The organism is Hydrogenophaga sp., from assembly GCF_026125785.1.
Taxonomy (GTDB): Bacteria; Pseudomonadota; Gammaproteobacteria; order Burkholderiales; family Burkholderiaceae_C; genus Hydrogenophaga.
In genome coordinates this window covers 56,912-69,604 of the sequence record NZ_JAHCKL010000021.1, presented here as the reverse complement: position 1 = coordinate 69,604, position 12,693 = coordinate 56,912, and the positions used below count along the sequence as shown (strand labels likewise).

Below are 12,693 nucleotides of genomic sequence, written 5' to 3'. Positions count from 1 at the left end.
TGGGGCAGGATGGCGGCGATGTCGTCGGGCGCGACGTAGTCGCGGCCGTTGAGATAGGCCTGGGCCTTGGCCGAGCGCACCACCGCCAGCGCGGCGCGTGGCGAGAGACCTTGCAGGAACCAGCGACCGCTGCGCGTGGCACTCACGAGGTCCTGCAGGTAGTCGAGCACCGGGTCGGCGGTGTGCACGCCGGCCACGGCCTGCTGCAGCGCCTGCAGGTCGGCGGGCGTCAGCGCGGCGGGCAGCCGCTCCAGCATGTCGCGCCGGTCCTGGCCGCGCAGCAGTTCGCGTTCGGCGGCACGGTCCGGGTAGCCCAGCGACAGGCGCATGTGAAAACGGTCGAGTTGCGACTCCGGCAGGGCGTAGGTGCCCAACTGGTCGTGCGGGTTCTGTGTGGCGATGACGAAAAAAGGATCGGGCAGGGCGCGCGTCTCGCCTTCTACCGTGACCTGCTTTTCTTCCATGGCTTCCAGCAGCGCGCTCTGGGTTTTGGGGCTGGCGCGGTTGATCTCGTCGGCCAGCAGCACCTGGGCAAAGACCGGGCCTGGGTGGAAGACGAAGTCCTCACGGCCCCGCTCGTAGATCGAGACACCGACCAGGTCGCTGGGCATCAGGTCGGCGGTGAACTGCACGCGCGAGAACTGCAGGCCGAACGAGCGCGCCAGCGCGTGGGCCAGGGTGGTTTTGCCCACGCCGGGTACATCCTCGATCAGCAGGTGCCCACCCGCCAGCAGGCAAGCCACGCAGTCCGCCACTTGCTGCGGTTTCCCCACGATCACCGTGTTAAGCTGGTCGAGAAGCTGCTGAGTTCTGGAGTCGGCTTGCATGCCGCGAACCATACCGTAAAACCGCCATGAGCCAGGCCACCGGATATTTCACCCACAGGGACTGCTGGAGACATGAAATGGGTGCCGGGCACCCGGAATGTCCCGAGCGACTGGACGCCATCGAAGACCGCCTGCTGATCTGCGGCCTGGACGTGGCCCTGGAGCGGCGCGAGGCCACGCCCGCCTCGCTGGCCGACATCGAGCTGGCGCACAACCGCATGTACCTCGCCTCGCTGCGCGGTTTGAGCGAAGGCCTCAAGGAAGAGATCGCGGCCGGCGGCCCCTCGCATGCGCAGGTCGATCCGGACACGTCCATCAACACCCACAGCTGGGACGCCATCCTGCATGCAGCGGGCGCCGCGATAGACGCCACCGACGCGGTGATGGCCGGTGAGCTGGCCAATGCGTTCTGTGCGGTGCGTCCGCCGGGCCACCACGCCACGCGGGGCCAGGCCATGGGGTTCTGCTTCGTCAACAACGTGGCGGTGGCCGCCAAGTACGCGCTGGAGCGCCACGGCCTCAAGCGCGTGGCCATCATCGATTTCGACGTGCACCACGGCAACGGCACGGAAGACATCGTGGCGGGGGATGAGCGCATCCTCATGTGCAGCTTCTACCAACACCCGTTCTACCCGGAGTGGGCCCACTCCAGCGCCGCCAACCTCGTCAACCTGCCCGTGCCCGCGTACACCAGGGGCATGGACATCCGTGAACTGGTGGACATGATGTGGATGCCCCGGCTGGAGGCGCACCGCCCGCAGATGCTCTTCGTGAGCGCGGGCTTCGACGCCCACCGGGAGGACGACATGGCGCAGATGGGCCTGGTGGAGAACGACTACACCTGGCTGACGCAGCGCATCAAGGAAGTGGCGCAGCGCCATGCCAAGGGCCGCATCGTGAGCTGTCTCGAAGGCGGGTACAACCTCAGCGCGCTGGCGCGCAGCGTGGAAGCGCACCTGCGGGTGCTGGCCGACGTGTGATTCGATGAACGAGACCCTGGTCAATCCCAAACCGATCGAAGACATCGATCTCTGGCTCGCCGGTTTCACGCAGCCTTCGGCGCTGATCGAACTCGGTGTGCTGGCGGTCTGCGTGGCCGCCGCCCTGGGCCTGACGGCACTGCTGCGCCGCGCTCTGGGCGCCGAGCATGCGCGCGCCTCGGTCCTGTTCGGCGACCGCCTCGCCGATGGCGCCATGTTCCCCCTGGTGCTGCTGACGCTGGGCTACATCGCGCGGTCGCTGCTGCTCAAGTTCGTGCCGCTGGCGGTGTTCAAGGTAGCGATTCCGGTGCTGGTGGCGCTGGTGGTGATCCGCGTCGGCGTCAAGGTGCTGCAGGTGGCATTCACCACCGCGCCCTGGGTGCGGGTGCTGGAGCGCACGATTTCATGGGCCGCCTGGGCGGCCATGGTGCTCTGGGTCAGTGGCCTGCTGCAGGTGGTGCTGGCCGAGCTCGACGACATCACCTGGACCATGGGCGCATCGACCCTGAGCCTGCGCACCCTGATCGAAGGGGTGCTCACGGCGGGCGCGGTGCTGATCCTCGCCCTGTGGGTGTCCGCCGCCATCGAGGCGCGCCTGCTGCGCAGCGCGCAGGGCGCCGATCTTTCCTTGCGCAAGGCGATCAGCAACGCCACGCGCGCGCTGCTGCTGTTCGTCGGGCTGATGATCGCGCTCTCGGCCGTGGGCATAGACCTCACGGCCCTCTCGGTGTTTGGTGGTGCGATCGGCGTGGGCATCGGTTTCGGCCTGCAGAAGCTGGCGTCCAACTACGTCAGCGGCTTCGTGATCCTGGCCGAGCGCCGGATGCGCATTGGCGACAACGTGCGGGTGGACAGCTTCGAGGGCCGGATCCTGGACATCAATGCGCGTTACTCCGTGATCCGTTCGCCCGCCGGGCGCGAGTCCATCGTGCCCAACGAGCTCATGGTCATCAACCGCGTGGAGAACCTCTCGCAGGCGCTCACGCGGGTATGGCAGACCTCCGTGGTGTCCGTGGCCCATGGTAGCGACGCGGATCTGGTGAGCACCTTGCTGCTGCAGGCGGTGCAGGAGCAGGCCGACGCGCTCAAGGATCCGGCGCCGCTGGTGTCCCTGTCGTCGATCGGTGCCGACGGTCTCGAGTTCACGGTCGGCTACTGGATCAACTCGGGCGACAACAGCGACCAGCTCCGGCTGCGCTCGCTCATCAACCACCGCATCCTGTCGCTGCTGCAGGCGCAGGGGATCGGGATGGCCTACCCGCAGCGTGTGGTGCATGTGCGGGAGTCCGGCGGCTTGCGCGCCGACGAGGCGGCTGCCGCGGGCGGTTGAGCCGCGCTTCAGCGCACCTGCATGCGGGGGTGCGACTGCCCTGCGCCCGAGGTGCTGGCGCCGCTGGCGATCAGCAGGCGCGCACCGGCGGCGATCTGCTGGTGCGGGGGCAGGTCTCGCAGATCGCCGAAGAGCCGCAGTGCCTTCTCCGGTACGCGCATGGCCCGCGACGCGAGGTACCACAGGCGAAAGAGATGGACCTCGTCGGACAGGGGCAGGCGCGATACGAGGTTCATCACCGCGACGAAGAGGTGATCGGCGGCCGCATCCTGGAGTGAGCGACCCGCAGCGGCGGGTTCGCCGTGCCAGGCCAGGCTGTTGACCAGGCGGTGCAGGCGGCGCGCGCGGCCCAGACCCCGGTCGGTCTGCATCCACGGCTCCCACTGACGCACCGGATCCTCCAGCCGTGGCTCCGCGGTACGCCGCACCAGCTCCTCGGCCATCGCCAGCGCCTGCTCGGTCCGTTGCCGATGGAAGAAGACGCGGATCGCGCGTTCGAGGCCTCGCAGGGCCTCGATGCGGTCATCGGCTGTCGGTGGGGCAAAGGCGTAGCCTTCGTCGATCAGTCGGCTGGCGGCTTGGTGGGGACCTGCGATGGTTGTCATGGCGTCTCTCGTCGGCGCGGGTTGTGCCCGTGAGAGAGACAGTAGTCGCCCGGCGCGACTCCCGCAAACGATTTGACATTCGATTAAGGAAGCCCTGCGCGGCGCTCGCCATGCCCGTGATGCAGGTCATCTTCGGCGAGCCGCTGCACCGGCCAGGCGCCGCATCACACCGCAGGTGGCGTGCCGACCTTGGCCAGTGTGAAGCGGAAGGTGGTGCCCTTGCCGGGTTGGCTCGCGACTTCGATCTGGCCACCGTGGCGTTCGACCACCGTGCGCACGAACACCAGCCCCAGGCCGACGCCACGCGAGGCCGGTCGGTCGGGGTGCAGGCGCGCGAACTGCTGGAAAAGCTCCCGCTGCTGGGCTTGCGTGAGGCCCGGTCCCTGGTCGGTGACCGAGACGCGCCAACCCTGCGGTACCGCGCTCACGGCGCAATGGACCTCGCTGCCTTCGGCGCCGTACTTCACGGCATTGCCCACGAGATTGGCCAGAGCCCGTATGAGCAGGCCGCGGTCGGCGCGGCACAGCGCGGGTTCCGGCGGCCGCTCGGCCACGATGCGGATGCCGCGCGCCTGCGCCTGCGGCCAGACTTCGTCTACCGCTTCGTCCAGCAGGTCGATGAGGTCGGTGGGTTCCAGCCGGTAGGCGCTGGACTCGGCGCGCGCCAGCTGCACGAACTCCTCGGCCAGGTCCAGGGTGCGGCGTGCGTGGCGCTCGATGCGCTCCAGGGTCTGCGGCGGCATGGGGCGCTCGGGGTCCAGGCGCTGGACCTCCAGCAGCGCGAGGATGGACGCCTGGGGTGAGCGCATGTCGTGCGAGATGAAGCGCAACGCCACGTCGCGCTGCCGTTCGGTTTCGCGGATCGGGGTGATGTCCACCAGGCTGGCGATCCAGCTCGTGGTCAGGCCCTCGGTGTTGAAGCCGGGTACGAAGCGCACCAGCAGGTCGCGCTCCTGCGCATCCTGCGCTTCGCCGCCCCAGGGGCCGCTGGCCTGCTGCAATTGATCGCTGTCGAACACCGGCATGCGCGTGCCCACGCGGCGGACGTCGCGCAGCAGGTCGGCCAGCGGCTGGCCCCGCAGGCGGTGCCTGCCGCGCTGGTCGAAGTACCGGTAGGCCGCCTGGTTGGCCATCAGCACCTTGCCATCGGCATCGGCAATCAGGGTCGCATCGGGCAGGCTGTTGAGGGTGTCGCTGACGAAGCGGTGCAGGTTGCGCAACTGCGCGGTGGCATCCTGCAGCGCCTGGATGTGGCGATCGAGCACGTCACCCGAGCGCTCCAAGGGCAGCATGGTAGGCAGGTCGCGCCGCGTCTCCATGCGCTGGAACTCTTCCAGCAGGTAGCCCATGGCCGCTCTGAGGCGGCGCCAGATCCACAGGGGGTAGGCCAGCAGCACACCCAGCAGACCGGCCGCGGGCGCAAACTGCAGGCCGAGCACCAGCGGCGCGAACCAGGTGAGCGCGGTGGTGGCGATCAGCAGGCCTGCGCTCACCAGCAGCGATGCGGTCGGCTGCAGACTCAGGACCGCCAACAGGGCCAGCAGCACGGGCAGCGCGCAGAACAGTGCGTTCTGCCAGGTGCTGGCGCGTTCGAGCCGGAGGTCCAGCAGGAGCGCGTTCATCACGTTGGCGGCGATTTCCACGCCCGGCATGAGTTCGGCCTCCCCCGAGCGCGGGGTGGCGTAGGCATCGCCCATGCCCGCGGCTGTGGCGCCCACCAGCACGTACTTGCCGGTGAAGGTGTCGGCCGGGACCTTGTCCTTGAGCACGTCCACGTACGGCACCTGGCGAAAACTGCCGGGCGGCCCCACGAAGGGAATCTGTGCCCAGTGGTCGCGCAGCCAGGTGCCGTCGGTTGCCGGCAGCCCGGCCTTTCGCGCGGGTGCGCGCTGGCCTGGAAGCGGTTCGGGCAGCGTGGCGCCGCCAACACGCAGCACCGCCAGCCCAAGGTGGTCCCACCAGCGTTCGCCATCGCCCTCGCGCAGAAAGGTGCTGCGCACGATGCCATCGGCGTCGATCTCCAGATGGATGTGGCCCAGCGCGGCTGCGTGCGCACCCAAGGCCTGTGCCGGTTCGGTGCGCAGGAGCTGCCCGGTACCCAGGCGATCCTGAAGCACCATGGGCAGCACCACCTTGCCGGTGTCGCCGATGGCCTGGGCCAGCAGCGCTTCGTCGGGCGAGCGCGGGGCATCGGGTTCGACCAGGATCAGGTCCAGGCCCACCGCGCGCGGTTGACCGGCGCTGATTTTCTGCAGCAGCGCCGCGTGCGTGGCGCGTCGCCAGGGCCAGCGCCCCACTTCGGCCAGGCTCTTGTCGTCGATGGCGACGATCACGATGTCGTCCGAAACCGGCCGGGTCTGCAGCCGGGAGAGCTGGTCGGTGAGGGCCAGGTCGATGTGCTCGAAGGTCCGCGAGGCGCTCAGGAAAACCACCAGAGCGAGCAACAGCGCGCTCAGCAGGCTCCACTCCAGCCAGCGCGTCTGCAGGCGCCGGCGCCCGGGCTCCTGGAACTGCGAACTGGTGGTGTCGGACGGAACCGTCTGCACGCGGGTTCAGCGCGTGCCGGGCTGCACGGGCTGTCCTTCCGAGTTGGTCAGCGGCTGCTGGTCCGACGTGGTGATGCGTGCCGGCACGTCCAGGCGCTGCACCGGCGACCAGGGGCCTTCGAAGCCCTCGGCATCGATCTGCCGGACCCGCAGGTGGTACAGGCCGGGTGTGGGCAGCCCCCGCGTGTAACTGGGTTCATCCAGGCGCTGGTCGTCCAGGATGCGGGAGAACCGCTCGTCCTGCGCAAGCTGGATCTGGTGGCGCCAGGGGCCGCCGGGGCTGGCACTCCAGGCCACGTGCAGCGCATTCGCGCCCGAACGCGACGAGGGTGCGCCGGGTGTGGGCGGCTGCGCGACCACCGAGAATGGCACCGCGCGGCTGAACGGCCCCTGGTCGCGCTCGCCCTGCGCGGTGCGCGCTACCGCCGCCACGCGCCAGAGGTAGTTGCCGGGTTGAAGCAGCGCCGGGCGGTGCAGGCAGGTGCCCAGATCGGTGGTCTGCTCGACCACGTCGCGGAACGCGGCATCGCGCGCGATCTGGAAACGGTAGCCGATCGCTTCCGTGCTGTCGGTGCAGGCAAGCTGCAAGCCGTTGGAGAGCAGACGGGCACCGGCCTGCGGCTCGCGCAGCAGCGGGGCCACGGGCCGGGCATTGACCACCAGCGCGTGCTCTGCGGCCCCACCCGGGATGCCCCATGGGTCGAGTGCGCGAACGCTCACGAGGTAACTGCCGTCTTCCAGGCCGGGCAGCCGGGCAGGGGATTGGGTGAAGAGGCCGTTGCGCACCACCTTCTGCGGGTCGTCGCCCGCGGCGATGCGCACCTGCCAGCCATCCGCGCTTGGCAGGCGCGGCAGCGGCAGCTCCACCACCGCGATGTCTTCGACCACGGCGGGCAGTGTGCCCAGGTCGGGTGGCGGCAGCAGGCGGGCCAGCGTGGTGCCTGAGGCGTCGACCCGGGCGCCTTCGCCGGCCCGCAGCGCGGTACCGCCGCCCGCGGAGCCCCGGACATCGATGGCACCCTCGCGCACGTCCCCGATGAAATCACCCTGGTCGTTGCTGGCCACGCCAAAGGTGGTGCCACGCACCCCCCCCACCGCGCGGCGCGTGCGGATCTCGAAGCGGCTGCGCGGTGTCGGCAGTGGTGTGACGGTGGCGTCCACGCGCCCGCGCTCCAGTTCGATGCGCGACTGGCTGTGGCCGGGGGCCGGTGCATGGCGCAGCTCGGTCAACCGTGTCTGCGTGCCGGCCGACAGGCGCACCTGAGAGCCGTCGGCCAGTTGCAGTGTCACGAAGCCTCCGTCGCCTACATCGATGCGCGCGCCCTCGGGCACGCGCTGCCCTGCGGCCAGTGCGGTGGCGCCGGGCGCTGCGTCGTGCTGCACGCTGGCCGGACCCGCCACGTGCAGCACCGTAGCGGGCGCCATGGGGGTGCGGGCGAGCGCGGCCGGAATCACCAGGGTCGTCCCGGGCTGCAGGCGCCTGGGGTGTCGAATCTGGTTGAGGGCCTGCAGGCGTGGCCATTGCCGAGGGTCTTCCAGGTAGCGCCGGGCCAGGTCATGCAGGTTGTCGCCCGGTTGCACGGTGTGCCGCACGTCCTGCTGCGCCAGCACCAGGCCAGGTACGAGCAGCCACGCGCCAATCCACAAGGGCGACAGGCACGGGCGAGGGAGGCGGTGGCGGACCATGCTCAGGTTCAGGCGGTCTTGGCCTGCTGCGCCACGCCGAGGTCTTCCAGGCGGTAGCCGTGGTTGTAGACAGAGACCAGCCGGAAACCGGTTTCTGCGCGCAGGCGCAGCTTGCTGCGGACATGGGACATGTAGACGTCCAGCGAGCGCGAGGAAATGTCGGCTTCGATGCCCCAGACCGTTTCGATCAGGTACCCGCGGGACAGCAGGCGCCCCAGGTTGCGGAACATGAGGAGCGCAAGGTCGAATTCCTTGGCGGGGAGGGGCGGGAGCTCCTCGCCCTCCACCCACACGCGGCGCTCCTGCGGATGAAAGCGGTAGGGGCCCCATGCCGTCTCGGGTGGAGGCAGCGCATGGCCGCCCCGGCGCAGCAGCGCCATGAGCCGGGCGCGCAGTTCGCCCACGCGGGCCGACTTCACCATGTAGTCGTCCGCGCCGCAGGTCAGCCCGTCGACGATGTCTCGCTCATCGCTGCGGTTGGTCACCATCAGGATGGGCATGGGCACGGTCACCATGTTGCGGATGGTGCGTATCACCGCCGGGCCTGACATGTCCGGCAGCTCCCAGTCGACGATGAAGAGGTCGTAGGTTTCGCGGGGCAGTACCCGCAACAGGGAGGTGCCGTCGGGAAACAGGTGGCAGTCGTGGCCCATGGATGTCACCACGGCCCTCACCAGATCCAGCTGGGCGGGGTCGTCGTCAACGGCAGCAATGCGCATGTACTGGAGATGTCGGTCTCTATGAATGAATGGAAAGGTCCCTGAGCGATTACCCTGGACTGTATATAGGCCGGCGCCGCCGTGCAGCCGTTTTGACAATCTCTTAAGAAATGTCTGCGTGGGGCTTGACGGAATGCACAGGTCGGGCTTGCGGCTACAATGAAAAAGCACGGTCGTTCTTATTTTGGGAGATGGGTGTGTTAGCCGGGTCAAAATGCCGGTGCAGGTATCCCCGGCATACAATCCCTGAGTTGACGTGCACGTCAATCGTGCCGCCCCGTTTTCCATTCATTCAATCAAGCAGGAGCAAACCAGCATGAAGGTACTCGTCCCCGTCAAGCGCGTGGTGGATTACAACGTCAAGGTCCGCGTGAAGAGCGACGGCAGCGGCGTGGATATCGCGAACGTGAAGATGAGCATGAACCCGTTCGACGAAATCGCCGTGGAAGAAGCCGTGCGGCTCAAGGAGAAGGGGGTGGTGACGGAGGTGATCGCCGTGTCCTGCGGCGTCACGCAGTGCCAGGAGACGCTGCGCACGGCGATGGCGATCGGTGCGGACCGCGCGATCCTGGTGGAGACCGCAGTGGAACTGCAGCCGCTGGCGGTGGCCAAGCTGCTCAAGGCGCTGGTGGACAAGGAACAGCCCGGCCTGGTGATCCTGGGCAAGCAGGCGATCGACGACGACTGCAACCAGACCGGCCAGATGCTGGCCGCGCTGGCCGGCCTGCCGCAGGCCACGTTTGCGAGCAAGGTCGAACTGGGAGACGGCAAGGCCAGCGTGACGCGCGAGGTGGATGGCGGCCTGGAGACGCTGTCGATCACGCTGCCGGCGGTGGTGACGACCGACCTGCGACTGAACGAACCGCGCTACGTGACGCTGCCCAACATCATGAAGGCGAAAAAGAAGCCGCTGGAGACGGTCAAGCCCGAGGATCTCGGGGTGGACGTGGCGCCGCGCATCAAGACGCTCCGTGTGAGCGAGCCGCCCAAGCGCGGTGCCGGCGTGAAGGTGCCCGACGTGGCCGCGCTGGTGGACAAGCTCAGGAACGAAGCCAAGGTGATCTGAGGTGCGGCGTCGGGCGTGGGGCGTTCAGCGTGAACGCCCGGTTCCCGACGCAAGACCCGGACCCTGCCCAATCGCACAACGCTCAACGCAAAACGCTCAACGACCATGACCTCTCTCGTTATCGCCGAACACGACAACGCGTCCATCAAGGGCGCCACCCTCAACACCGTGACCGCCGCCGCAGCCTGCGGTGGGGATGTTCACGTCCTCGTCGCCGGTCACAACGCCGGTGAAGCCGCCAAGGCGGCCGCGCAGATCGCCGGCGTTTCCAAGGTGCTGCTGGCCGACGCACCCGGCCTGGCGCACGGCCTGGCCGAGAACGTGGCCGCGCAGGTGCTGGCCATCGCGTCCAACTACAGCCACATCCTGTTCCCTGCCACGGCCAGTGGCAAGAACGTCGCGCCGCGCGTGGCCGCCGCCCTGGACGTCGCGCAGCTCAGCGACATCATCAAGGTGGTGAGCGCGGACACCTTCGAGCGCCCGATCTACGCGGGCAACGCCATTGCCACGGTGCAGACGCAGGACGCGACCAAGGTGATCACGGTGCGCACCACCGGTTTCGATGCGGCGCCGGCCAGTGGCGGCAGCGCACCGGTGGAGAACGCCGATGCGGTGGCCGACTCGGGCAAGAGCAGTTTCGTGGGCAGTGAGATCGCCAAGAGCGACCGCCCCGAACTCACGGCGGCCAAGATCATCGTCTCTGGCGGCCGTGCGCTGGGCAGCGCGGAGAAGTTCAACGAAGTGATCACGCCGCTGGCGGACAAGCTCGGCGCGGCCATTGGCGCCAGCCGCGCGGCGGTGGACGCAGGCTACGCGCCCAACGACCTGCAGGTGGGCCAGACGGGCAAGATCGTGGCGCCGCAGCTCTACATCGCCGCTGGCATCTCGGGCGCCATCCAGCATCTGGCCGGCATGAAGGACTCCAAGGTGATCGTGGCGATCAACAAGGACCCTGAAGCACCGATCTTCAGCGTGGCCGACTATGGCCTGGAGGCCGATCTCTTCACCGCCGTGCCCGAGCTGGTCAAGGCCCTCTGACGAACCGGTCGAGCGTGGGGCGCTGGACGTTCAGCGTGTCCCCCGCTCGACGCCATTCGCCCAACGCTGAACACCCAACCTCTGGAAGACCATGAGCTACTCCGCACCCCTCAAGGACATGCTGTTCGACATCGAGCACCTGGCGCGCATTGACCAGGTGGCGAAGATGCCGGGCTTCGAGGAGGCCGGCCTGGAAACCGCGCAGGCCGTCCTGGAAGAGTGCGCCAGGCTCAATGAGGGCGTGATCGCTCCCTTGAACTGGGAAGGGGACAAGAACCCGTCCTGGTTCCAGGACGGCAAGGTGTTCACCACGCCCGGGTTCAAGGAGGCTTTCCGGCAATACGCCGAAGGCGGCTGGCAGGGGCTGCAACACCCGACGGCGTTTGGCGGGCAGGGCCTGCCCAAGACCATCGGGTCGGCCTGCGGCGAGATCCTCAACAGCGCCAACATGAGCTTCGCGCTCTGCCCGCTGCTGACCGATGGGGCGATCGAGGCGCTGCTCACTGCCGGCAGCGACGAGCTCAAGGCCATCTACCTCGAAAAGCTGGTCAGTGGCGAATGGACCGGCACCATGAACCTGACGGAGCCGCAGGCCGGTTCCGATCTCGCCGCGGTGCGCAGCCGTGCCGAGCCGCAGCCCGATGGCACCTACAAGGTCTTTGGCACCAAGATCTTCATCACCTACGGCGAGCACGACATGGCGGACAACATCGTGCACCTGGTGCTGGCGCGCGTGAGTGGCGCGCCCGAGGGCGTCAAGGGCATCAGCCTGTTCGTGGTGCCCAAGTTCCTGGTGAACAAGGACGGCTCGCTCGGTGCGCGCAACGACGTGCACTGCGTGAGCATCGAGCACAAGATGGGCATCAAGGCCAGCCCGACCGCGGTGCTGCAGTACGGTGACCATGGCGGCGCCGTGGGTTACCTCGTGGGTGAGGAGAACCGCGGCCTGGAGTACATGTTCATCATGATGAACGCCGCGCGCTACGCGGTGGGCGTGCAGGGCATCGCGATCGCCGAGCGCGCCTACCAGAAGGCGGTGGCCTACGCCAGGGACCGGGTGCAGAGCCGCCCGGTCGATGGCTCCATGGGCACGGCCGCACCCATCATCCACCACCCCGACGTCAAGCGCATGCTCATGACCATGCGCGCCTCCACCGAGGGCTGCCGTGCGATGGCCATCGTGGCGGCTGCGGCCTACGATGCCGCTCACCACCACCCCGATGCGCAGGCGCGCAAGGACAACCAGACCTTCTATGAGTTCCTCGTGCCCCTGGTCAAGGGCTACAGCACCGAGATGAGCCTGGAGGTCACCAGCCTGGGCGTGCAGGTGCACGGCGGTATGGGCTTCATCGAGGAAACCGGCGCCGCGCAGTACTACCGCGACGCCAAGATCCTGACCATCTACGAAGGCACCACGGCGATCCAGGCCAATGACCTCGTGGGTCGCAAGACCGCGCGCGATGGGGGCACGGCGGCCAAGGCGATCGCTGCCCGCATCGAAGAGACCGAACGCGAGCTTGCCGCCGGCAGCGAGCAGGCGCGTGCGGTGGGCAAGCGCCTGAGCGCCGCGCGCCAGGCCTTTGTCCAGGTGGTGGACTTCATCGCGGCGAACACCAAGACCCGACCCAATGCCGCGTTCGCGGGCAGCGTGCCCTACCTCATGCTGGCGGGCAATCTGGTGGCGGGCTGGCAGATGGCCCGCGCGTTGCAGGTGGCCGAGTCGCTGTCCGCCAAGGGACAGGACAGCGCCTTCATGCAGGCCAAGATCACCACCGCGCGTTTCTATGCCGACCACCTGCTCAGCCGTGCACCCGGTGTGCGCGACGCGATCGTGGACGGTGCCGAAGCGGTGACTGCACTGGCCGCCGACGCTTTCTGAGCTGCGTCGCGGTGCGG

The 12,693-nt window shown here is 68.4% G+C and carries 10 protein-coding genes; 5 read left to right on the top strand and 5 right to left on the bottom strand.

What is annotated here, in order from left to right:
• The coding region (locus KIT53_RS16640; RefSeq protein ID WP_297754828.1) for an AAA family ATPase at positions 1–827 on the bottom strand (827 nt) is incomplete at its 3' end.
• 26 nt (positions 828–853) lie between these two features.
• Between KIT53_RS16640 and KIT53_RS16635 the strand changes: the two genes are divergently transcribed.
• Together KIT53_RS16635 and KIT53_RS16630 are read left to right on the top strand one after the other, a co-directional pair.
• The gene (locus KIT53_RS16635; RefSeq protein ID WP_297754825.1) at positions 854–1,807 is read left to right on the top strand and encodes a histone deacetylase family protein; all 954 of its coding nucleotides are present in this window, start codon (positions 854–856) and stop codon (positions 1,805–1,807) included.
• A 4-nt stretch (positions 1,808–1,811) separates the two neighbouring features.
• The gene (locus KIT53_RS16630) at positions 1,812–3,137 is read left to right on the top strand and encodes a mechanosensitive ion channel domain-containing protein (RefSeq protein WP_297754823.1); all 1,326 of its coding nucleotides are present in this window, start codon (positions 1,812–1,814) and stop codon (positions 3,135–3,137) included.
• A gap of 8 nt (positions 3,138–3,145) precedes the next feature.
• Here the strand turns inward: KIT53_RS16630 and KIT53_RS16625 are convergent, their stop codons facing one another.
• The 4 genes from KIT53_RS16625 to KIT53_RS16610 all read right to left on the bottom strand — a co-directional run bounded on the left by KIT53_RS16625 (position 3,146) and on the right by KIT53_RS16610 (position 8,693).
• Positions 3,146–3,742 carry a hypothetical protein gene (locus KIT53_RS16625; protein WP_297754821.1) on the bottom strand — a complete coding sequence of 199 codons (597 nt, stop codon included), beginning with the start codon at positions 3,740–3,742 and terminating at the stop codon, positions 3,146–3,148.
• A gap of 164 nt (positions 3,743–3,906) precedes the next feature.
• On the bottom strand, positions 3,907–6,288 hold the full coding sequence (locus KIT53_RS16620) for a CHASE2 domain-containing protein (protein ID WP_297754818.1): 2,382 nt from the start codon (positions 6,286–6,288) through the stop codon (positions 3,907–3,909).
• Between the two features lie 6 nt (positions 6,289–6,294).
• Entirely contained in the window at positions 6,295–7,974 is a 1,680-nt protein-coding gene (locus tag KIT53_RS16615) for a FecR domain-containing protein (protein ID WP_297754815.1), read from the bottom strand.
• A gap of 8 nt (positions 7,975–7,982) precedes the next feature.
• On the bottom strand, positions 7,983–8,693 hold the full coding sequence (locus KIT53_RS16610) for a response regulator transcription factor (protein WP_297754812.1): 711 nt from the start codon (positions 8,691–8,693) through the stop codon (positions 7,983–7,985).
• A 316-nt stretch (positions 8,694–9,009) separates the two neighbouring features.
• On the opposite strand from KIT53_RS16610, the gene KIT53_RS16605 reads away from it, so the two are divergent.
• The 3 genes from KIT53_RS16605 to KIT53_RS16595 all read left to right on the top strand — a co-directional run bounded on the left by KIT53_RS16605 (position 9,010) and on the right by KIT53_RS16595 (position 12,676).
• On the top strand, positions 9,010–9,759 hold the full coding sequence (locus KIT53_RS16605) for an electron transfer flavoprotein subunit beta/FixA family protein (RefSeq protein ID WP_297754809.1): 750 nt from the start codon (positions 9,010–9,012) through the stop codon (positions 9,757–9,759).
• Positions 9,760–9,864: 105 nt separating this feature from the next.
• A complete protein-coding gene (locus KIT53_RS16600) occupies positions 9,865–10,797 on the top strand; it encodes an FAD-binding protein (RefSeq protein ID WP_297754806.1) in 933 nt (310 codons plus the stop codon).
• 91 nt (positions 10,798–10,888) lie between these two features.
• Positions 10,889–12,676: an acyl-CoA dehydrogenase gene (locus tag KIT53_RS16595; protein WP_297754804.1), complete on the top strand. Its 1,788-nt coding sequence runs from the start codon at positions 10,889–10,891 to the stop codon at positions 12,674–12,676.
• Positions 12,677–12,693: the final 17 nt, after the last annotated feature.